At 40.6% G+C, this 21,942-nt stretch carries 21 protein-coding genes; 9 read left to right on the forward strand and 12 right to left on the reverse strand.

Annotated elements, in window-relative coordinates; genetic code table 11:
• Positions 1–414 (forward strand): ATP synthase F1 subunit epsilon, encoded by a 414-nt coding sequence (atpC, locus tag NSP_RS16525; RefSeq protein WP_006195146.1) that lies wholly within the window; start codon positions 1–3, stop codon positions 412–414.
• Between the two features lie 109 nt (positions 415–523).
• On the opposite strand, the gene NSP_RS16530 is transcribed toward atpC, so the two are convergent.
• From NSP_RS16530 to NSP_RS16580, 11 genes are all read right to left on the reverse strand, one after another.
• Entirely contained in the window at positions 524–1,744 is a 1,221-nt protein-coding gene (locus NSP_RS16530; protein WP_006195145.1) for an acetate kinase, read from the reverse strand.
• Positions 1,745–1,952: 208 nt separating this feature from the next.
• Positions 1,953–2,957: a transaldolase gene (locus NSP_RS16535; RefSeq protein WP_006195144.1), complete on the reverse strand. Its 1,005-nt coding sequence runs from the start codon at positions 2,955–2,957 to the stop codon at positions 1,953–1,955.
• A gap of 389 nt (positions 2,958–3,346) precedes the next feature.
• Positions 3,347–4,363, reverse strand: coding sequence for a type I glyceraldehyde-3-phosphate dehydrogenase (gene gap / locus NSP_RS16540; protein ID WP_006195143.1), 1,017 nt, complete (start codon positions 4,361–4,363; stop codon positions 3,347–3,349).
• 309 nt (positions 4,364–4,672) lie between these two features.
• Entirely contained in the window at positions 4,673–4,918 is a 246-nt protein-coding gene (locus NSP_RS16545; RefSeq protein ID WP_006195142.1) for a DUF7219 family protein, read from the reverse strand.
• A 60-nt stretch (positions 4,919–4,978) separates the two neighbouring features.
• On the reverse strand, positions 4,979–5,254 hold the full coding sequence (locus tag NSP_RS27010) for a hypothetical protein (protein ID WP_006195141.1): 276 nt from the start codon (positions 5,252–5,254) through the stop codon (positions 4,979–4,981).
• 127 nt (positions 5,255–5,381) lie between these two features.
• Positions 5,382–6,341: a chlorophyll a/b light-harvesting protein pcb gene (locus tag NSP_RS16555; protein ID WP_006195140.1), complete on the reverse strand. Its 960-nt coding sequence runs from the start codon at positions 6,339–6,341 to the stop codon at positions 5,382–5,384.
• A 108-nt stretch (positions 6,342–6,449) separates the two neighbouring features.
• Positions 6,450–7,484 (reverse strand): chlorophyll a/b binding light-harvesting protein, encoded by a 1,035-nt coding sequence (locus tag NSP_RS16560; protein WP_006195139.1) that lies wholly within the window; start codon positions 7,482–7,484, stop codon positions 6,450–6,452.
• A 305-nt stretch (positions 7,485–7,789) separates the two neighbouring features.
• Positions 7,790–8,542, reverse strand: a complete 753-nt coding sequence (locus NSP_RS16565) for an alpha/beta fold hydrolase (protein ID WP_006195138.1) — start codon at positions 8,540–8,542, stop codon at positions 7,790–7,792.
• Between the two features lie 148 nt (positions 8,543–8,690).
• Positions 8,691–9,203 (reverse strand): flavodoxin FldA, encoded by a 513-nt coding sequence (fldA, locus tag NSP_RS16570; RefSeq protein WP_006195137.1) that lies wholly within the window; start codon positions 9,201–9,203, stop codon positions 8,691–8,693.
• 119 nt (positions 9,204–9,322) lie between these two features.
• The gene (locus tag NSP_RS16575; protein WP_006195136.1) at positions 9,323–10,756 is read right to left on the reverse strand and encodes a chlorophyll a/b binding light-harvesting protein; all 1,434 of its coding nucleotides are present in this window, start codon (positions 10,754–10,756) and stop codon (positions 9,323–9,325) included.
• Between the two features lie 2 nt (positions 10,757–10,758).
• Positions 10,759–11,781: a chlorophyll a/b binding light-harvesting protein gene (locus NSP_RS16580; protein ID WP_006195135.1), complete on the reverse strand. Its 1,023-nt coding sequence runs from the start codon at positions 11,779–11,781 to the stop codon at positions 10,759–10,761.
• 675 nt (positions 11,782–12,456) lie between these two features.
• Between NSP_RS16580 and NSP_RS16585 the strand changes: the two genes are divergently transcribed.
• The 4 genes from NSP_RS16585 to NSP_RS16600 are packed head-to-tail and all read left to right on the forward strand — an operon-like array spanning position 12,457 to position 16,899.
• Entirely contained in the window at positions 12,457–12,804 is a 348-nt protein-coding gene (locus NSP_RS16585) for a hypothetical protein (protein WP_017804248.1), read from the forward strand.
• 25 nt (positions 12,805–12,829) lie between these two features.
• Positions 12,830–14,848, forward strand: a complete 2,019-nt coding sequence (locus tag NSP_RS16590) for a hypothetical protein (RefSeq protein WP_017804249.1) — start codon at positions 12,830–12,832, stop codon at positions 14,846–14,848.
• Entirely contained in the window at positions 14,841–15,491 is a 651-nt protein-coding gene (locus tag NSP_RS16595) for an OmpA/MotB family protein (RefSeq protein WP_006198868.1), read from the forward strand. Before NSP_RS16590 ends, NSP_RS16595 begins: the two co-directional genes overlap by 8 nt.
• A 13-nt stretch (positions 15,492–15,504) precedes the next feature.
• Positions 15,505–16,899, forward strand: a complete 1,395-nt coding sequence (locus NSP_RS16600; protein ID WP_006198867.1) for an EH signature domain-containing protein — start codon at positions 15,505–15,507, stop codon at positions 16,897–16,899.
• A gap of 464 nt (positions 16,900–17,363) precedes the next feature.
• On the opposite strand, the gene NSP_RS16605 is transcribed toward NSP_RS16600, so the two are convergent.
• On the reverse strand, positions 17,364–17,624 hold the full coding sequence (locus tag NSP_RS16605) for a hypothetical protein (protein WP_006198866.1): 261 nt from the start codon (positions 17,622–17,624) through the stop codon (positions 17,364–17,366).
• 149 nt (positions 17,625–17,773) lie between these two features.
• On the opposite strand from NSP_RS16605, the gene NSP_RS16610 reads away from it, so the two are divergent.
• From NSP_RS16610 to NSP_RS16625, 4 genes are all read left to right on the forward strand, one after another.
• Entirely contained in the window at positions 17,774–18,148 is a 375-nt protein-coding gene (locus NSP_RS16610) for a DUF4870 domain-containing protein (protein WP_006198865.1), read from the forward strand.
• Positions 18,149–18,483: 335 nt separating this feature from the next.
• Positions 18,484–19,326, forward strand: a complete 843-nt coding sequence (locus tag NSP_RS16615) for a DUF2382 domain-containing protein (protein ID WP_006198864.1) — start codon at positions 18,484–18,486, stop codon at positions 19,324–19,326.
• Between the two features lie 274 nt (positions 19,327–19,600).
• The gene (locus NSP_RS16620; RefSeq protein WP_006198863.1) at positions 19,601–20,443 is read left to right on the forward strand and encodes a DUF2382 domain-containing protein; all 843 of its coding nucleotides are present in this window, start codon (positions 19,601–19,603) and stop codon (positions 20,441–20,443) included.
• A 317-nt stretch (positions 20,444–20,760) separates the two neighbouring features.
• Positions 20,761–21,654, forward strand: a complete 894-nt coding sequence (locus NSP_RS16625) for a YsnF/AvaK domain-containing protein (protein WP_017804250.1) — start codon at positions 20,761–20,763, stop codon at positions 21,652–21,654.
• Positions 21,655–21,942 lie beyond the last annotated feature (288 nt).

Genomic DNA, 21,942 nt, shown 5'->3' on the forward strand with positions numbered 1-21,942 from the left:
ATGACTCTAACCGTTCGTGTAGTTTCCCCAGATAAAACAGTATGGGATGCTGTAGCTGAAGAAGTAGTTCTACCCAGCACTACTGGTCAGTTAGGTATTCTCAGTGGACACGCACCGATGTTGACAGCTTTGGATACAGGTGTGATGCGCGTCCGTGCTAGCAAAAACGAAGATTGGCAAGCGATCGCTCTACTGGGTGGCTTTGCTGAAGTTGAAGAAGATGAAGTAACCATTCTGGTGAACGGTGCTGAACGTGGCGACGCGATTAAACTTGAAGATGCTCGTGCTGCTTTTAATCAAGCACAAACACGTCTCAATCAAGTGACTCCAGGCGAAAAACAAGCCCAAATTCAGGCAACCCAAGCCTTTAAACGCGCCCGCGCTCGCTTCCAAGCGGCTGGCGGTTCTGTCTAAAATTACACACAGACACTTTGGTTTTGTGGGGTGGGCAAGGATTGCCCGCCCCTTGGTGTTTTTCAACGCAGAGGGGCGCTAAGTTAACGCGAAGGTACGCGGAGTTTGGTTATTTTTTTTGCATGAGTTGCCAACATTGTTGGGCGATCGCCCAGTCTTCTTGAGTCCGAATTACTAATACCCGCACAGCAGAGTTATCTGTGGCTATATCTTGATCAATCGGCTGTTGTTGATTTTTTGATGGGTCAATTTTTAAGCCTAAAAAGCTAAAGGCTTCACAGGCTGCTTGGCGTATTCCTGGCGATTTTTCCCCTATACCTGCTGTGAATACTAATGCATCTAATCCGCCTAAGCTGGCTAGCATGGAGCCAATACCAGACCGTAAGTGATGTACGTACATATCCCAAGCTAGTTGAGCGCGGTAGTTCCCTTGGGCGATCGCCGCTATCACCTGGGGTAAGTCGCTGGATACACCCGAAATTCCTCGTAATCCAGAAGCTTTATTTAATACATAGTCTAGCCTTTCCGCAGAGTAGTTAGATTGCCGCAATAAATAAATTAAAATCCCTGGATCAACTGAACCAGAACGGCTACCCATCATCAACCCATCTAGGGGAGTGAATCCCATAGTCGTATCAATACTGCGTCCATTTTTAATCGCCGCTAACGAGCAACCATTGCCTAAATGACAGGTAATTAAGCGCAGGGATGCTAAATCTCGGTCGAGGATTTGAGCCGCACGATTTGAGCAATATTGATGACTGATACCATGAAAACCGTAGCGGCGAATACCTTCCTCTACCCACTCATAGGGACCAGGATAAATGGCGGCGGCATCCGGGAGAGTGGCATGAAATCCGGTATCAAACACCGCTACTTGAGTGACATCTCCCAAGCTTTGCTCAATGGCTTCTATGCCTTCTAAAGCGGCTGGATTGTGTGCTGGCGCTAGACTCGATAATTTGGAGATCGTTTGTTTTACCTCTTCAGTGATTACCACACTCTTTCTGTATTCCTGACCACCATGTACTACACGATGCCCCACCATATCAATTTCTGAGAGATGTTCGATTACCTTGGTAGCACCACGAGTCAGAGTATAGAGCATATAGGCGACGTGTGCGCGTCGCGAGTCGCCATAAATTGATTCTTGCAGCGTTTCACCCGTAGCTGTTTTCACTTCAATTTCTGCCACACCCCGGTCTTGAGTCCAGTTAACTTTTCCTGACCACAGAGGTTGGGGTGCGACCGTGGGTAAACAATTATCCGCAATTTCATACAGACAACTTTTTTGGCTACTAGATCCAGCATTTAATACTAGTATTTTCATTACTTTTTCTTTTACTCAATAACTCTAAGCGATAGACGCAAAACGCCAAGGAATCCTCGAACTTGAGGACGAGGAGGTATGTCAAGTAATAGAGGTAACTTTAGATGTTGATGAGAATTAGAAATCAGCTGAAGCGGTCAGTTGTTAATGGTTGATATTTTTATTAAAACTGACCACTAACAACTAACTACCTTCTACCATTTACATCCTAATGGCTGGCCACTGCTTCTCCTTCAAGGCTAGCTAGTCGCTCTGCTAATAGTTTTTCTAAAGAAACCAGAGCTTTGGTAAAGCCATCAATACCTTCTGCTAGTTTGTCAGATGCCATGCGGTCAGCAGCGTGCATCTTGTCATAGGTAGCTTTATCAACGGATATCTTTTTGATTTCCATGTTTGCTGCTTTAGCAGGATCAAGTTTGCGTGGCAATTCTCCCTCAGTTGCTTGCAATTCCGCTAACAGTCCCGGAGAAATGGTCAACAAGTCACAACCAGCCAGTTCGGTAATTTCGCCAATGTTGCGGAAGCTGGCTCCCATAACTTCGGTTTTATAGCCGAATTTTTTGTAGTAGTTGTAGACTGTGGTTACAGACAATACCCCTGGATCTTCGGCGGCTGGATAGCTATCGCGTCCGGTATCTTTTTTGTACCAGTCGAGAATCCGACCGACGAAGGGAGAAATTAAGGTAACGCCGGCTTCCGCACAGGCGATCGCTTGGTGCAGACCAAACAATAAAGTTAAGTTACAATGAATACCTTCTTTCTCCAGTATTTCCGCAGCGCGAATGCCTTCCCAAGTGGTGGCAATTTTAATTAAGACGCGATCGCGATCGACACCAGCCGCCTTGTACTGGGCAATTAATTCTCTAGCTTTGCTCACAGTAGCTTCGGTATCAAAAGACAAACGAGCGTCTACTTCTGTCGAAACACGACCAGGAATAATTTGTAAAATCTTTAAACCGAAAGCCACTGCTAGACGGTCAAAAGCCAAAGTCACGATATCTGCTTGGCTAGCAGCCGAACCAGCATCTTTCTTCGCTTGAAGTAAAGTTTGATCAACAATTTCCTGATATTCGGGCATCTGTGCCGCCGCCGTAATCAGAGAAGGATTGGTAGTAGCATCTTGGGGTGTAAACTTCTCAATAGCCTTGATATCCCCTGTATCCGCCACCACAACGGTCATTTGGCGTAATTGTTCTAGTAAAGTTTTAGACATATTTTTCTCCGTGAGTTGTGCTGGTTTCGGACGTACTTAATTCCTTACTTGTTTACACTCTTGACTGTTCCTCAGAATTCCGATTTTGGCAATTTTTCTTAAACATTGCCCACATTGGCTAGCTGAAATTAGCCACAGCCCTATTTTAGGTGCGTTCTCCCAAAATTGGCTGTCCAATGGAATGCACTTTAATTAAATCAGTTGTTTCCAACTTACCAATTGGCTCAAACCATTTCTATTGTAGAGACGCGATAAATCACGTCTGTGGGGTTATCGCGTCTCTCATCAAGCACCCGCACCGCAAGGCGTTCGTCAAAAGTCAAAAGGCTTATAGAATAGACTTTTGAATTATTTAGGGGTTTTATTTACGCCGATGCTGTACTAGTGAGTTATTCTTTCTCTGACATCGACAACATTAAATCAAGCACCCGATTTGAGTAGCCCCACTCGTTGTCATACCAAGCCACCACCTTAAAAAAGTTGGCATTCAACTCAATACCAGCACCTGCATCGAAAATACTCGAATGAGTATCACCCTGAAAATCTGTGGATACTACGGCTTCGTCTGTATAGCCTAATATTCCCGCTAGCGCACCTTCAGCAGCTTGCTTCATCGCCGCGCAAATTTCCTGGTAACTGGTAGCTTTAGCAGTTTTAAAAGTTAAATCAACCACAGAAACATCGGGAGTAGGAACCCGGAAAGCCATACCTGTTAACTTACCTTTTAATTCTGGCAAAACTAATGCTACCGCTTTTGCTGCCCCAGTGGAAGAAGGAATAATATTTTGGGCTGCACCTCGTCCACCCCGCCAGTCTTTCTTGCTGGGGCCATCTACAGTTGGCTGAGTCGCAGTCATGGCGTGAACAGTGGTCATCAACCCTTCGCTCAGTCCGAAGTTATCATTGATTACCTTCGCTATGGGAGCTAGACAGTTTGTTGTACAACTAGCATTAGAGACAATCACATCTTTGGCTGGGTTAAATAGGTGATGATTCACACCCATTAACAGCGTCTGTACTTTATCTGGCTCTTTTGTGGGCGCAGAAATTATGACTCGCCTTGCACCGGCTTGGAGATGTTTTGCTGCTCCATCATAATCGGTGAAGAGTCCAGTCGATTCGACAACATAATCTGCACCTAATTTACCCCAAGGTAACTCAGCCGGATTCCTGACGGACATACAAGGGATAAAATGCCCATCAATGACGATACCATCAGGCTTGGCTTCAACTTTACTTCTCAACTGACCGTGTGTAGAATCGTACTTAAATAGATAAGCTAAGTTATCTGGTGGTACGAGGTCATTAATCCCCACAAACTCGATATTGGGGTTATTGATGCCAGCGCGCAGCACAAGTCGTCCAATCCGACCAAAGCCATTGATACCAACTTTTAATTTAGTCAAGATTAAACCTCCTGTTGTGGGAGTTGAACAAAAGGTGAAAAGTAAAAGAAAATGACTTTTACTTTCTACTTTTTGATCCTGACAGTTTTAACTAGCTAAGGCATATTTACTTGGCATCTTTTAAGGTTTCCCCTGGCTGTGAGCATAGGCGGTGTAGGGCTATACAGATGATGTTACCAAGTTTGACTGTGGATTTTTAGACAGGCGATATCGCGTATTAAATTAGCAATAACCCAGTCCCGACTACGAGACTAAATTACTGAATTCAGATACATGGGTAATTGATCACCCTTGCTTCTGCTTTTATAGTTAACTAATCCCCAAGTCTTTTTTACTACTTTTCAACTGTTTCCAAAGAATCTGAATTTGCTTGTAAGCCTCCTCCGGGGAAAGCTTACCACCAGTTTGTAAAGTGCAAATATAACTTACCCGTTGAGAAAAATCTTGGAGATTAGCATTAAACACCAAGTATTCTTGTTTAAACTCCCCGCAATATGGATGTCGGGGATAAAGAAAATCAGATAATTCCGATAGGAAATTATTTGGCTGGTTCATAGGTGTTTAGATTTGAAAGTTAATAGTAGTAGAAATTAAAAATTATCGCGTTATAAAATTTTAACCAAGCTTGCGCCGTACCCTTTGAGAAGCATTACAATTACAAGTCTTAGGTTCAAAATCGATGCAACCAATCGCCTCTTCAGAACAAGCTTTAATTGGGTTGACTGTGCATTTAAGGCGATAATCATTAGTAAAAAATTCACAATTATGGCAAGGTATTTGATGTAACTTTTTTAAATGATTTGTACCTTTTTTCAAAGTCAACCAAATACTAAAGCTAGACAAAATTACAATTACCCAACTACATGAAGCGCAAAAAATCATAGCTAGCATGAGAGAGCCTCAAATAAATTCAAATAAAAAGCCTACAGTTGACTGCTGTGAACCGCAGGCGTGACAAATTATTTAGCTAGTGTTGAGCGAAACTTAATTAATTATTAAATTGACGCGAACTGACAAGTCAGCGCTGGCGCGAACGCCAAGAGTGCCAAACGTAACCCAAGAAAGCCAATACACCAATAAAAAATTGAATGTTTGCCAAACCCAGACGTTCAGAACCATAAAATTCTCTAGGAAAAACAGTTGTGTTATATCCTACGAATGACGCAGAAATCCAAGCCATTAAAGCTAAACCCAGCAAGCTATAAGACAGAATCTCCTCACCATTTTCGATAGGTAAAATCTTTCTTACCCAATTAAAAGGAGAAACAAGAATATGCCACGCACCACCAATAATGAGAATACAACCAATCCAAATATGACCACCAATGACATCTTCTAAATTATCAACACTTGCCATTCCCAAAACATTCCAGCTACCATCCTTCATCCCCACCAAGTAGCCAAAAATTGTCATCGGCTCCAAATTGGGATTACTAATCAGGCGAACATCACCAAAATTCGGGTCATAAACTCCGCCAAAAAACATCGCCTTTAGCACTAATAGAAATGCACCCAAACCCAGAAAAATCAAGTGATGACCTAAAATCAAACCCAACTGCTGAGGATCATTCCATTCATAGTGAAACTTCGCCACCTGTCCCCCAGCATTGTAGAGAATTCTGGGAGAGCGAAACACATGAAAAAGACCCCCGGCTGCCAACACAGCAGAAGCGACTAAATGCAACATTCCAATCACAAAATAGGGATAAGTATCGACCACCTCACCACCCATACCCACACCCCAACCCAAACTTGCCAAATGGGGTAACAAAGTCATCCCCTGCTCATACATAGGCACACCAGGAACAAACCGCAGCACCTCAGATATAGTCGTTATCCCAGCCCAAAACATAATCAAACCAGCATGAGCAACATGAGCGCCCAACAACTGACCAGATAAATCAGTCAAACGAGCATTACCAACCAACCAAGATAAATTCGTATCCGCCGCAAAACTCTTCTCAATAGAAACCGTCACAACACATACCTCCAAACTCCGCGTACCTTTGCGCTAACTTAGCGCCCCTCTGCGTTAAAAAACACACATAAAATAAGAGAGAGAGAAAAACCCTCCCTCCTCCTCCTCTTACGACTCGCTACTAATAGCGTTCAAAGACCTTTCAACCTGTCTAAAATCAACACCAATAGCCCTTAACGCGTGCCACAGATGACCTTGCAAAAAGAAAAACGCCAAAAAGAAATGAGCATTAGCCAACCAAGCCCTAGCAGAATAACCACCACCAGCCAACTTAACCGAATCAGCAAAATAAGGACTAACACCAAGCTTCACGTCCAAAATTTGACCATAAAATTCCACCGGGTAAGCCAAAGTATTCACAGCACAGAAATAAGCTGCAACAAATCCCGCCACAGCGATACCACCCAAAGAGTAAGAAAGAATCGCTTCCCCAGAGAAAATCAAAAGCTTTTTCGCCCAAGCAAAAGGCTCCTTAATAATGTGCCAAATCCCGCCACCAATTAGTAGGAAACCGACATAAATATGACCACCAACCAAATCTTCTAAATTGTCAACAGTAGCAAAGTGAGTTTGATAGCCATAGATCACAAAAGGATTGAGAGTTGGTTCAGTTACAAGGCGAACATCATGAATATTCGTGTCATAAATTCCTCCCCAAAACATGGCTTTACCTACCAGCAATAAAGCTGCTACGCCTAAAAACAAGAGGTGGTGTCCTAAGATTAAACCCAGTTGTTTAGGATCATCCCATTCAAAATGAAATTTACGCGCTTGACCCTTAGCATTTTCTAAATTTCTGGGAGCTTTGAAAGTATGGAACAGCGCCCCAGCACCAAGAACGGCTGAGGAGATTAAATGTAAAGCACCGATAACAAAATAGGGATAAGTATCGACAACTTGACCACCTGCGCCCACTCCAAAGCCCAAGGTGGCTAAATGGGGGAGCAATATTAGCCCCTGTTCACCCATTGGTATTGAGGGGTTGTAACGAGAAATTTCAAACCATGTAAACGCTCCTGCCCAAAGAGTTGTCAGTGCGGCTTGGGCGACGTGAGCGCCGATAAATAAGCCAGAGAGCTTGGCGAAGCGGGCATTACCAGCCCACCAATCGTATTTGACGTTGGGATTGTCGTATGTCTGCATTGCTTCGTTAGTATTTGTTGCTAAAAGGACTCAATTAATTGGTTGATACTTTCAGGACTTGACGTTGTTTCCCAATGAAATCAGACTATATTGCTGAATCTGTGAACCAATTGTTCAGCATTCTGCATTTAATTTATTGCAAGTATTTATTAAAAAGAAAGGGGGTTTTACAAAACTTAATAATTTAAATAGGTGCGTAAATTAAGCAGCAAAAAATAAGTGATTTCGGGCTACGCCGTCACTAAAAAAACTGTTTTTAGCAATTGGGAAGATGAATTATTGCTTCATCTCCCTCTAGTTTTTCATTAATGTATAAAAGTAGTGAAAGGTTGTGCAGATATTGTGAGTGATCGCCTCTGGTAACAACCCCAGAAATTCAAAATTTGTTCGCCCACTTCTTGGGGGTGAAAATAGTGAAAGAAATGATAACCTTGGGGAAATTCTCTGAGTCTATCTTCCGGTTTTAACCAGTTGCGCCAGTCATCTAAAGCAGGTGGATTAACTACCGAATCAGTTTTACTACCACATACCAGCATCGGCATAGAAACGCCTCCCTTGGGTAAATAAACCATTTTAAAAAGAGAATGGGGTGAAGGCGATCGCTCTAAATCCTTGTCTAAAGCCGTCATTAACTTCTTAGTGGTTTGAGGCGGTTGTTTACCAAACAGACTGCGAACACTATTGGCTAAAACTTGCTCACGGCTAATAGTAAACATTTGTCGTTGAAAGTAATAATGAGCCTGCCAAGTATTAGCGGGTTGAGAAGCTACAGCTAAGAGAGTCAGCGATCGCACCTTTTCAGGATAACGTTTAGCATAAGATAATGCGATCGCACCACTAATTCCATGACCACCTAAATGCACCGCATCCGGGTAAGAAGCTAAAAATTCATGCAACAACAGCACAGCTTGATCTATAGAACTAGCTTCATCCCTTGTTTGTTGATATTCCCACTGAGCGATTTGCAAATACCCAGACAAGTGTTGAAGCAATGGTTGATCAAAACGCTTCAAACTGGGACTAGCATTTAACCAAAGAACATGGAATAATTCAAACATTTTAAATCAGTGAACAGTGAATAGTGAACAGTTATCAAGAGACTTAAATCAGTAAATAATGAACAGTTATCAAAGCCTATAGCGGCTAACTCCCAATTATGTCTCTTGACTGGTAACTGGTAACGGATAACTGTTCACTGATTATTTTCTACAAACCAAATTCTGTCTTCAACTGTGCAACCCAAGCCTTAATGCGCTCATCTGTGAGGTCAGATTGATTATCATCATCAAGGGCTAGACCACAAAACTTACCATTCCGCACAGCTTTTGAATCACTAAAGTCATACCCTTCCGTTGGCCAATAGCCCACAGTTTTACCACCCTGTTGGGAAATCTTTTCTTCCAAAATCCCGATAGCATCCTGAAAATTATCAGCATAGCCAATTTGGTCTCCTGTACCAAAATATGCCACCGTTTTACCGTTAAAATCAACATCATCCAAATCAGGATAAACACCTTCCCAATCGCTTTGAAGTTCCCCAATATTCCAAGTTGGGGAACCAACAATCAAACATTCATACTCATCAAAATCAGCAACCTCAGCCTGAGCCATATCGTGTAATGTCACCACATCACCACCAAAAGCATCCCGAATCATTTCAGCCGCAGATTCAGTCTTGCCAGTTTGAGTACCGTAAAACAAACCAATTTTCTTCGACATTTTGACACCTAATCAATAGTTTTAACTTTCTTTCTTTCTTTCTTTCTTTCTTTCCTTTGTGTACTTTGCGTACTTTGCGGTTCGTTCCTCATATATACCCATTCACAGTTGAATCGGGATTAGAAAAACAAACTGCTATTAGCTAAAACCAAGAAAGCAAACAAAGCACCGCCACAACCGCCTACAGTCCATCCAGCATTAAACTCACTCCAAGACTTACCCGTTTTCATGTTTTCTGGTAATTCCCCTGAAGCAGGTTTATTATCTGAGAAAGATGTGCTGCCATAGAGCCACAAACAAATAGACAAAATCAATAACAAACCAATTGTGGCTAATAAACCCGCTTGATTTGCCAACTCAGTATTCCGCAGAGGACCGAGTTTCACAAAAGGCCCCAGCAAAAAGTAACCATGTGCCATGCCAATTTCTAAACCCCTAGAAAAAGGCGACAAACCAGGACGGTAAATCGGCAGATACTTCAAAAAGTTCAGCGTGATATCAGAAGCATTTACAGGAGTATCAAAATTACCCATTTCTGGCATACCAGAATAGTTAACAACTCCCTGCTCAAAATTCAATCCCGCCGCTATCACACGAACTCTTAAGGCGTGCCAGATATGACCAACTAAAAATACCACCGCCAAAGCCAAGTGGCTAGTTGCTAACCAAGTGCGAACTGTCACAACTCCCGATGCAGTGGTAGTCCATCCCAAAGAACCATAGAACACTGTGGGATAAACGGTATCATTCACAGTTACAAAGTAAGCTGCAAAAAATCCCATATAGGCTAAAGCGCCCAAACTGTAGCACAAGTAAGCCTCACCAGACCAAAACAATAGTTTTTTAGCCCAGCTAAAAGGCTCGGTGAAGATGTGCCAAAATCCGCCCCCAATGCATAGTATTCCTACCCAGATATGTCCACCAATGACATCCTCTAGGTTATTTACAGCCGCCATCCCCTGACTACCAAACAAACCGAAGAGATAGCCAAATATCCGACCAGGGTTTAGAGTTGGTTCAGTAATTACCCTTACATCTGCTACATCAGGGTCATAAAGACCACCCCAAAACAGTGCTTTCGCCACCAATAACCAAGCACCAAAACCCAATAGCAAGAGATGAATACCGATAATGGTAGTCATTTTGTCTTCATCTTCCCAGTCGTAGCCAAAGAACCCAGAAAAGGTTTTATTTTCGGCTAGTACTTCTGGCCCCAAAAGAGCATGATAAATACCGCCAGCACCCAGGACGGCGGAACTAACTAAATGTAAAACACCAATCACAAAATAGGGATAGGTATCAATAATTGCTCCCCCATTGCCCACACCAAAACCCAGAGTCGCCAAATGAGGCAAAAGAATTAACCCCTGCTCATACATTGGGCGAGAAGCATCATATTTGGTGATTTCAAACAAAGTTATTGCCCCAGCCCAAAGGACAATTAAACCCGCATGAGCAACATGAGCGCCCAACAGCTTACCCGACATATCAATAAATCGAGCATTACCTGCCCACCAACCAGATTCTCGCTGAGTTATGGTTGCAGTTGTCATTGTTACATTACCTCTCCACGAGTTGAATGCACGACCTTACCTTGACGGAAATCAAACCCAGCAGCGCGGAGGGCGTGCCAGAGATGCCCTTGCAGAAAGAAAAAACCTAGCCAAAAATGAGCATTTGCCAACCAAACGCGAGCAGATAGTAAATCTCCACTCTCGAAGTAGGGGAAGCGGTCAAACCCAATATTCAAAGCTGGTCCGTAAAACTCAACTGGGTAAGCTAGGGTATTGACAGAGACAAAATAGGCAGCAATTAAACTCATTAAAGCTAAAGCCCCCAAACTGTAAGCAAGGTATGCTTCACCCGACCAAACAAACAGCTTTTTAGCCCAAGCAAAAGGTTGAGTTGTAATGTGCCAGATACCGCCGGCGATACAGAGAATACTTACCCAAATATGACCACCAACTAAATCTTCTAGATTATTGACTCCAGCAATCCAGTTTCTACCGCCACCACCAAAGAGATAGCCAAAAATCACGGTAGAATTCCAGGTAGGGTGAGAAATAACTCGCACCTCACCCAAATTGGCATCATACAAGCCGCCAAAAAACATAGACTTGGCAACCAGTAAGCCAGCACCTAAACCCAGTAATATTAAGTGAATGCCCAAAATAGTTGTCATTTTGTTGGCATCCTCCCAGCGATAGCCAAAGAAGGAAAATCTTTCTTCTAAGACAGCCGGGCCACGTAGGGCATGAAAAATGCCACCAATACCCAGAAAAGCAGAGCTAATTAGGTGTATTACCCCGATAGCAAAGTAGGGATAGGTATCTACCACCTGTCCACCGCTACCTACACCCCAGCCCAGAGTTGCTAAATGGGGTAATAAAATCAAACCTTGCTCATACATTGGTTGCGAAGAGTTGAAGTGGGCGATTTCAAACAAGGTTGTCGCACCTGCCCACAAAACGATTAACCCCGCATGAGCAACATGAGCGCCTAAAAGTCGCCCTGATAGTTCTGTTAACCGGGCATTCCCCGACCACCAGGGAATTGACTCCGATGTTTGAACAGCCATGCTTGTCATCACATTAGCTCCTGAGAAATTGTGCCTATGCCTGAGATCAAGAACCCAACTAATGAGTATCTATCTCAATAAACCTTAAAAACATATTATCAGACTTATTGAAATTATTTGTCACTAATTTTATGTAAATTTTTGTAACTTAACTTATGATTAAAGCTGCAAAATGCTTGTAAAGTATAGCTTACAAGCATTTTGGTACTGAGGAAATCTATAATGCTCAAGAAGTAATGAATCAAAAAGTGCTATTAAATGTCAATAAGCTTATGGTATAGTAGGAACTACTTACACAATGTTATAAACCTTCCGCATTCATAAGGCTGAATCTTGTTTTGATTACTTGGGATAACAAGACAAGGATTTAGCCTTTTTGTATGCCGCAGAGACTTTTAAAATCCTGACTCTCTGCGTTCTCTGTGCCTCTGTGGTTTAAAAAGTATTTTATTTAACTACAGCAGACGCAGAGGACACGGAGTAAAGAGGAATTTTACCCATCTTTAAAAGGGTAATTCCTATGAATCAGATATTGACAAAATAGACTAAATATGATCTTAGAAACAAGAAAGCATCCGGGCGATATAATTTCCCTATTTTTCGCAAAAAAGTGAAAAAGTAACGATTTTTGGGAACAATAACCCTATTGAAGCTTAGGCAAATAGGGTAAAAGCATTGACAAATCAAGCGGCTGAAATGTTGCGCCCCTCTGTGGAGAAGTTGGTTAAGGAAATTGTGGCAATTAACCACGCGTGGAAAGTCGCGCGTGAATTATTTGGAGAAGATTCACATCTATCTATTTCTTCACGGGATTTAAAAACCTGTTTGCAGGTTCGTTTGTTGCGAAGTTATGCACCAAAACAGGTTTATTTAATTGAGGATACAGAATCAGAAGGTGAACCAGCTTATGGTTTACGTCTGCGGGAACCTATAGGAAACCGCCAGTATGCAGAACATCTGCCAATACGGGTAGCACAAAAAGTTCTCACAGATAAAGAATTAGAACAATTCCAAAAGATATAACCAAGATAAACAAGAAGGGTGCAGTGTGGAAATAACTAAACTTTGGAACATTTCGGATAACGTACTTTTTTATTTGGCAATTGCTGTTGTGTTCGTCGTCGCAACTATTATTGAAGTTCGCAGAGTATCGCAGTATTTGGATAAAACTAAAGCCGCGATTAATTTTTTGAGTCATAAAAAGGGTGAATATGTAAAAGTTAGCCCCTGGTTACACGAACATTTAGATCCCGAAGATATAAACATAGTTCGTCAAAAAGGAGACAAAAACTGCAAATTCATATTTATAAAGTATCCATCGGATTTAGCCCGTCCAGTTCCTCGAACTTCCTTGCGTTTTGTCACCACTTTATGTACCGCTATCGGTGTTTTAGGGACATTTTATGGTATACAACAGGGACTTCAAGGAATCAATTTATCTACAGAAGATAGTAAACAACTGATGACTGCTAGTACAGAGTTATTAGCAGGAATGAAAACAGCTTTCTCTACTTCCTTGATGGGGCTTGGTTCTGGTAGCTTGTTTACTTTAGTTTTGTTTGGGAGTGATTTGGTACGGCAGAAACGGCGTGATAGTTTGCGTCATAAATTGAAGGCGATCGCAACTTTAAAAACCACAGAGAATGATAACCTTGAAGTTGCTCAAGCACTTACGCTGGTAGCACAAAATTTGACTGGGTTCAAACAGCTAAAAGCGGAAGATATTGGTCAAGCTGTAGGTAAGAGTATAGCAGAACAATTCGCAGGTTTAAATCAGTTGTCACCCCAATCTATTGGAGAATCCGTCAAGCAGCAAATTTCACCACTTTTGAGAAATATATTCAATGAACAGAGAAGACTTCGAGAACTCCAAGAAAATCAGGGACAGAGAGTTTTAGAAGAACTTATTAATGATTTGCGAATTCAGGTACTAGAACCGATTGCAGAGCGACTAGATAAAAGTGCCGAGTTAACCCAGCAAGCTTCCACAGCCGTGCTGAATCTACATCAAGATCTCGGCGGAATCTCTGAAAGTTTGGCAAATTCCATCCTGACAATTCAGAATTTTCAACAAGAAACTTTGGTACAACTCCAAGGATTTGCTCACAATTTGGGAGACACTTTAAATGATTTTAAAACAGATACAAGAGATGTTTTACAACAAACATCTCAAGAAATTCATCACGCTGTAGATCAGAGTATTGAGGGAATGACAGCCCAACGCAGTGCTTTTGAAGCCAGTGCAGTTCAAGCTGCTGATACTTTCCGAGGAATTCGAGAAGAACTGCAAACAGCATTACAAGAACGCGCCACAGTTGAACAAGAAATGCTTCAAGCTACTCAAACTGGAATTATCCAAATTCTCACCCAAGCAAATAGAACCTTTCATGAGCAAACTAATACTCTAAAAACAGTAGGTGAAGAAGCCTCTGGATTGATGAATGATGCTAAGGATAATCTTTTGGCTACTTTAGGAAATATTGACGAAAGACTCACAGCCACTCGCCAAACAGTAGAAGATGATTTGACAAGGTTTAGGAAAGAATATCAACGGAATTTACAGATGTTTTTTGAAGAGCAAAATACTTTACTTGAGGATACACTAGGCAAACAACAGGAAGGATTATCTGGAGTTGTGAACCATCTTGATCAAGTATTCCGAGATGAATGTCAAAGACGTAGTGAATTGACTCAAGAAGTAGATGCAAGTATGACTAAAATTCAGGAATCTGTCGCACAAATTCACAAATTAGTCATTGCGGCTGGATTGAACGATGGACAACGACTCATGCAACTAGAAAATCTAGCTCGTAGTATTGGCGAGCAATTACAGATAGTTGATAATTCATACAGCAATTTGAATCAAAAGTTTGATCATAGCCTGGATGCTTGGCAAAGTCATCTTGAACGTTCTATGCAAAGGACTGTTGACTTACAGGTGAATTTTTTCCAACAAGCAGATACTTCTATGGCTAGAGTTTGTGGAGATTTACTCAGAACGGCAGAAGTTTTAGTTGCTGCAAATGATCACCACCAATCTGGTAAGGGTGCAAGCAATCATGGATAATTTTATTAGAGATGAAATTGATGCAGAGATGATAGAGGATGATGACTCTAGCATCTATCTGTCTATTGGCGATTTGATGTCTGGTTTGCTGATGTTTTTTGCTTTGCTATTTATCACTGCATTACTCCAACTTGCACAAAAGGATGTACCAAAACGGTTAATAATTGGTAATGTGGTGGGCGAGATGAAAAGTAACAATATTAATGTCAAAGTTAATCCTGAAACTGGAGATATCAGCATTCAGGAGTCAATTCTGTTTGCTCAGGGAAGTAACGAACTAAAACCAGAAGGTAAAGCTTTTCTCAGCCGTTTTATTCCTGTTTACAGTGGGGTAATTTTTTCAAAGGAAGAATTTGAAAACGAAATTAGCCGTGTAGTTATAGAAGGTCATACTAGCTCGGAAGGAGATGAAAAAATAAATCTGGAACTGAGTTTAATGCGGTCTTTGTCAGTTTATAAATATATTTTTTCTGACATTAATTTCCCTACAAAAACGGCTTTGAGCCAGAAAATACTAGCTGCTGGTCGTGGAGAAGTTGAAGCTGATCACAGTCGGGATAATCCAGGCGATCGCAAAGTGGTTTTCCGCTTTCAGTTTCGTAATGATGAGTTAAAAAAAGATATCGCTGAAACCTCACTTTAAAGGATAAATAATCTTGAATTTTGAATTTTCTCTTCCTTCCCTACCTGAACCTCCAAAATGTATTCCTAATCAACTGATTCAGCTTACAAGTAACTTACCAGAGCCAAAAATCTCAACACCAAGTGTTGATAAAGTATTAGCAGCTATTGAACAGGGTAAAGCTGATCAAGTAAGTCAATTAGACTGGATTTACTGCATCCATGCTAAAGCACAGTGGGATAAACAAAATACTGACCGTTCTCATAAAACATCAGCAGCCATTTGGAAGGTAGCAATTTCTAACTCATGGTTACAACATCAGCTATTGTGGCGTTTAGCTCTTTATTCTCATCATCAGCAAGAACAGGTATTAGCCAAGTCTTTAGCTGATTCTTTTGATATCTTTGCTAATTCTAACTTAGTTAGTCACCTGCTACCAGTTCAAATTGTGCGGGCACTTTGCAGTCAACAACCAGGGAGAGAATTAGCCAAAATTGCTGATGAACAGCGTGTCAATCAAACTGAATTAGTTAACATAATTCTAAGAGATTTACCAGTTTGGATTCCATCATTCAGCCAATTCATAGAAGAGATAACACCATATTTTGTAAAAATGATTTCTCCAAATCAGCAGCAAGTAACCTGGTTGTTAAGTTGCTTGAATGAAATGTCAAATACTCAGCAAATAAACGCTGTTGATTATTTACTAACCCGTGTTTATAATGATGTAGTAAAAAATTATTCTTTCTTAGTTGATTGGTTGCGAAATAACTACAGAAATGGGGAAAATTGGTATAAACTTTCCGAACCAGCTAGGCGAAGACTTCGACAGTGGATTGGCGGCATTAATTATGGTGATTTCCAAAGGTTAGTAGATGTAATATTGAGCCGGATAGCTTTAGAATCCTTCGAGTCAAATAGGCTACGTAGTCGCAGAGAATTTTGGGCTAACTACAGTAACCGCTTTGAACGGCTTCGCATTTTGTTACCCAGCACATCACAAATTGCCATAGGATATCAAATTCAAGGTGATGTCGATTTACTAAAGGATGATGGTAGTGATCCTACAGAGGTTTGTATATTCGATTTTGGTGACTTGTTTGTAGTCGAATTTTTTCGTGGAAGAGGTAGTGAAACGCGCCTGTTTCCTAATAATTCCCAAACTCAGCAAATCCTTTTTGGTGAATCAAGGCTTTCAGTTAAACAAATTCGCTGTTTGGGTGGCGATAAGCACGATCATGTATTTCTTTGGCAGGTATTTTCGCCAATCTGGCTGGCCAATAATGGCATTTTACCTAATCGAAATACTCCCCCTTCCAGAAACCCGACAACAGGTGAATTACGAGAGAGAGAATACCGACTTGAACAATGGAGCAGAGAAATTAAGTATCTAGAAAGGGAAGCTAAACTCTACTGTAATGTTCAGTAAGTAGATACGAAAATACGTCAAGAAAAATTAACTGTAGGGTGTGTTGTCGCGCAGCGCAACGCACCATTAGCGACTGACAAATAAAAAAACATTCCAAATTTTATTGTGGGATGGGTGTCCCCACCCGTCCTTTAATCAGGGCCGGTATCTTTGCCCACAATATGGATAATTCATTTATTTCTGAGTAGTCCCTTAAAACTTTGGCTGTGCTACGTCCTATATAGCAATACGGTTCAGTTAACAAAATTGTAGGTTAGGTTAAGCGCAGCGCAACCCAACATTTGCGCGACTTCGGGTGAGATCAGTGTTACAGCCTAGAGGAGTCGAGACTTTAACAATTCAAGGTGCGTTAGCCTACGGCATAACACACCCTACGGGGAATTTATGTTTTTTATATACATTGAATTTTGCTTGTCTACTTGTCTGGAAAAAGTATTTTATTTGACTCATTATTTATACTTGCATCAGCCGTGAAGGTTGGCTTGCTCTTGTAACCAGGGGTCTACAGGCTGTCCATCTTTGCGACGTAGTTCAATTTCTATGGCTATAACTTCTTTGGAACCAGGAGGTGCAGGTTTCTGATGGAAAATGATGTCATAATCTAATGGATCATGTTTGCGCTCTTTTAACCAGTCCTGCACCTTGGTTGTGGCAAAAAATGATTGCCCTTGCTCAAACATCCGGCTAATCTGCATTTGTAATGTGTAGGGGTTGATGCGACCCATTTTTTAGACCCTTTTTTAAAGTAAACCTCATATTCTAGTTTATCTTAAGGACGGTGGAAATAGTTTCCAGAGTACGGTAAACTGGAATTCTCAACATATTATGTCTTCGTTACAATAAGAGTTATAAACTCAGTTGAGAGGACACCAGAATGCCAGTTGCATACGATTCTCATAAGCGTAAATTGCTATCATCGCTGTGTCACGGGGCGATTTTCTTTAGTACAACATTATTCTCTATTGGGGTTCCAATTGTCATTACTTTAATTTCTGACGACCCAGTGGTGAAAAGTAACGCTAAAGAATCGATTAATTTTCACTTCAATGTTTGGTTTTGGGCAACTATTATTGGCGTTCCAATTGGGATTCTATCTTTCCTCACCTTTGGCTTGGGGGGAATTTTATTCTTTCCCGTAGTTGCGTTGGGTTTTGCTCTGCACTGGGGATTGACAATTTGGGCGCTGTTGCACTGTTTTAGCCGGCCAGATGAACCATTCCGTTATCCGTTCATTTTTCGAGTCTTCTAATTGCACTAACTCAATTTTTGCCGTTGCTGATTTCTAATATGAATTTTTGTCACGCTCCAGGCGCAGAGGCGCAAAGGTAATTTTGACATTTTCTGATTCAGCAACGCCCAATTTTTTTGTCTATTCCCAATGATTGCTTTTTTCTTACTTGTGGAATATTTTGACAGATGCAAAATTTATATCTTAAGTTATATACAAATAGGCAATTAATTCAGGGTAAAAATATTCATATTTCAATCATAAAATATATTCCCTAAATTCAGCCGCCAGCCAGAGGGAAGCCAAGATAATAATTTTTAGGCTGATAGGTATAGATATTCTACACCTAGAAATATATGCCTCTTTACAAACTGGAAGAATTTGACCCTAACTACCGACAAACCTTTGGCGGTGATGATGTTAAAGCTTTAGACCTTTATACCGAAGGAGGTGTAAGAATTGGGTCTGTAGCTGATGCTTTGGTTGACCAAGGTGGACGTTTTCGGTATTTAGTTATTGACAGCAGCTTGGACTCTATTAGCAAAAAGATATTACTCCCCATTGGACTTTCCCATATCAATTATCTAGCCAAACGTGTTTATGTTGATGGGCTGAGTAAAGAACAAGTTGAACGTTTACCTGAATATCAGGAAAGCATGACTGTTGATGAAGATTACGAAAAACAGGTGCGCCTTGTTTTTCGTCCTGAAAGCAAAGATGGAGCTTCTGAACGCGAGACATCTCTTTACCAACGAGAACCAGATTTATATAATTTAAATGAACAATATCATCAAACCCTCAGACTGTATGAAGAACGATTGATTGCTAACAAGCATCGCATCAAGACTGGGGAAGTAGCAGTTGGTAAGCACATTGAAACACAAACTGCACGGGTGACAGTCCCTGTTAAAAAAGAACGTGTTTTGATCGAACGAGTTCCACCAACACAAGCAGGAACAGTTGTAGACCCCAACGCTCTCAAATTTCAAGAAGGGGAAGTAACACGCATAGAATTGTACGAAGAAACGCCGGAAATTCGCAAAGAAGCCTTTGTGCGCGAAGAAATTAGAGTGAAAAAAGTTGTAGACCGCCACACAGTAGAAGCACAAGACACAATTCGTCGAGAACAGTTAGATATTGATACTACAGGAGAATTGCATGTGGATGAAACTGGTACACAAAGAGAAGAAGCTGTTTGAGTAGCTGGGTAAGAAATTTGCTTTGGAGATTTATTTTAAATAATGCAGGCAGGGAAGGGAAAGTTTTACCTCTGCCTGTACTTTTATTTTTAATTTTTCTAATCATCATCAAACAAATAGAATCTTGATATTTTTTATCTGCTTAAACAAAAAATATTTATAACTTTTGATGTGTTTTTTTGAACAGATATCATTCAATAGTAGGAGATAAATCAGCCAATAAATATTTATCTTAGTTATTAAGAGATGGTATGAAAACTCAGAGGTAACTATAATGGTTCTTCACAGATTAGCAGAATTTGATCCCAATTACCGCGAAACTATTCAAGGTAATGATATTAAAGGATTAGGTGTCTACACAGACGTAGGTCATGAAAAGATTGGTACTGTCACCGACGTTTTAGTTGATGAACAAGGGCGTTTCCGCTATCTAATTGTTGACTTAGGTTTTTGGATATTTGGAAAAAAAGTATTACTCCCAGTTGGACGTTCTCGCATTGACTATGATGCTCATCGCGTTTACGCTCTGGGTATGACTAGACAACAAGCGGAAGATTTACCAAAATTTGAAGAAGGTAGAACGCTGGATTACGACTATGAAGAACAGGTACGCGGGGTTTATCGTGATACTAAATATGCTTCCGGTGCGGTAGAAGCATCAACACCAACTTACACCCGTGAAAGTTATACTTACGAGCATGAACCTTCTTTGTACAACTTAAATCAGCAAGACCATCAAACTCTACGCTTGTATGAAGAACGGCTGATTGCTAGCAAAAGACGCGAAAAAACTGGAGAAGTCGCAATTGGTAAGCACGTTGAAACACAAACTGCAAGAGTTTCAGTACCAATAGAAAAAGAGCATATTGTAATTGAGCGTGTGACTCCAGAAGATGCGGGTAGGGTTGTTTCTCCTAGCGAAGCTAATTTCCGTGAAGGCGAAGTTGCTCGTGTAGAAATCCATGAAGAAACACCTCAAGTTCGCAAAGAGGCCGTTTTGCGTGAAGAAGTGAGAGTTAAAAAGGTTGTCGAGCAAGAGACAGTTGAGACTCAAGACACTGTGCGACGTGAAGAGTTAGATATCAATGCTCCCAATCTTCCAGTTGAAGAACGTTAATCAATCAGAAAAAAGCAATTAGCCATGAGCTAATCATATCAGGTTCGGCTCATCACTTATAATTAAAGTCCCTTGGGTTGAGAAAAAACCCAACACTGAAAATCATTTGTATTATTCCGGGGAAGCTAGCTATAACTCCAAATACAAAAATGGATTTTATTATAAGTATTCAGGGTAACTTGATATGAATAATGAGACGCAGTGCAGGTGGGGTTTTTAAATTAGCTTTGCCTGCACTTGTGATCACTCAAGCATACAAATTATATAACTTGGTTTTATAAAAGCATTTGATCATTCTTTTTATGAATAGCCAACCAATGGCAAATAACCTTAAACAAGTCCACAAGAAGACTAATATCCACACCTTGTTAGAAACGTTAAAAAACAAAGTTCGAGATTTTGTTGTAACTGATAGGCAAGGTCAAATAGTAGGTAAGGTCAAAGATTTAATTTTGGATGCTAATCGTCGGCTGAATTTAGTGATATCTCAACAGACGAATCAAAAAAATCGCAAAAATCATGGTACACCAGATGTCAATTCACATCGTTTAGTTTTATTGTTGAGCCAAAAAATCAACAAAATCAATAATGGTGACCGATGTATTCTCCTAGATATAGACAAATCAGAAGTAGAGCATATGCCTGAATATTTAGAAGCCGCAACATCAGATAGTCAAATAACAGTGGATGAATTAACTGCACCAAATATGAATGAGCAAATGAGCAAAAGTCAAATTGAAACAGTCAATGCAGCAGAACTTGATGATGAAGATATTGTTAGTTTAATAGAAGAACGACTGATAGCTGATCATAAACAACACAAAATTGGTGAAGTGATTGTTCGCAAGAAAATTGAAACTCGGATGGTACAAGTACCTGTCCGCAGGGAAAAATTAATTGTGGAACAAGTTAGCCCAGAAAATAAACAACTTGCAGAAATTGACTTAAGACAAGGTGAGATTTCTGGTATTGAGTTTATGGCAGGAGAAAGACCTGAAGGGACAATTTTGGATAGTCATTTAACAGTGAGTGGTGATTTTAGTTCACCGAAAATTGCTAGTTTACTTTTAAATGCGATCGCTCTCGAACACAATCACGGTTGTCAGCAGGTGAAAATCACAATTGCTGTTACAGATGAGTCGCTGCAAAACAAATATCAGGAGTGGTTTGATCGTTGTTCTCAAGGTCAAAAACCCCAGGCAAAAAAATAAGTTTGCACCTAGTAAATTAACAGGGGGTGGGCATGATTATTGTCAACCCTATATTTTTGGCTATTGTTTGCGGGAATTTTGACCATATATATTGCAAATAAATTTAGCTTGATTAACTGGAACAATATTATATTAATTATTCTAAATTTATCGAAAAAATTATATTTAAATGTGATAATTATTTTAAACTAATTCGCTGCTAATAATGTGATATAAATAACTATGTAAACCAGTTCCTCTTAAGAGGATGTCTGAAAACTTTTTCCTGTTGCATAAAACACTTGTAGA

Source organism: Nodularia spumigena CCY9414 (genome assembly GCF_000340565.2).
Lineage (GTDB): Bacteria > Cyanobacteriota > Cyanobacteriia > Cyanobacteriales > Nostocaceae > Nodularia > Nodularia spumigena.

Coding starts and splice junctions, on each gene's coding strand:
- atpC (WP_006195146.1), top strand. CDS start 1: ATGACTCTAACCGTTCGTGTAGTTTCCCCAGATAAAACAGTATGGGAT.
- NSP_RS16530 (WP_006195145.1), bottom strand. CDS start 1,744: ATGAAAATACTAGTATTAAATGCTGGATCTAGTAGCCAAAAAAGTTGT.
- NSP_RS16535 (WP_006195144.1), bottom strand. CDS start 2,957: ATGTCTAAAACTTTACTAGAACAATTACGCCAAATGACCGTTGTGGTG.
- NSP_RS16545 (WP_006195142.1), bottom strand. CDS start 4,918: ATGAACCAGCCAAATAATTTCCTATCGGAATTATCTGATTTTCTTTAT.
- NSP_RS27010 (WP_006195141.1), bottom strand. CDS start 5,254: ATGCTAGCTATGATTTTTTGCGCTTCATGTAGTTGGGTAATTGTAATT.
- NSP_RS16560 (WP_006195139.1), bottom strand. CDS start 7,484: ATGCAGACATACGACAATCCCAACGTCAAATACGATTGGTGGGCTGGT.
- NSP_RS16565 (WP_006195138.1), bottom strand. CDS start 8,542: ATGTTTGAATTATTCCATGTTCTTTGGTTAAATGCTAGTCCCAGTTTG.
- fldA (WP_006195137.1), bottom strand. CDS start 9,203: ATGTCGAAGAAAATTGGTTTGTTTTACGGTACTCAAACTGGCAAGACT.
- NSP_RS16575 (WP_006195136.1), bottom strand. CDS start 10,756: ATGACAACTGCAACCATAACTCAGCGAGAATCTGGTTGGTGGGCAGGT.
- NSP_RS16580 (WP_006195135.1), bottom strand. CDS start 11,781: ATGGCTGTTCAAACATCGGAGTCAATTCCCTGGTGGTCGGGGAATGCC.
- NSP_RS16595 (WP_006198868.1), top strand. CDS start 14,841: ATGGATAATTTTATTAGAGATGAAATTGATGCAGAGATGATAGAGGAT.
- NSP_RS16605 (WP_006198866.1), bottom strand. CDS start 17,624: ATGGGTCGCATCAACCCCTACACATTACAAATGCAGATTAGCCGGATG.
- NSP_RS16610 (WP_006198865.1), top strand. CDS start 17,774: ATGCCAGTTGCATACGATTCTCATAAGCGTAAATTGCTATCATCGCTG.
- NSP_RS16615 (WP_006198864.1), top strand. CDS start 18,484: ATGCCTCTTTACAAACTGGAAGAATTTGACCCTAACTACCGACAAACC.
- NSP_RS16620 (WP_006198863.1), top strand. CDS start 19,601: ATGGTTCTTCACAGATTAGCAGAATTTGATCCCAATTACCGCGAAACT.
- NSP_RS16625 (WP_017804250.1), top strand. CDS start 20,761: ATGGCAAATAACCTTAAACAAGTCCACAAGAAGACTAATATCCACACC.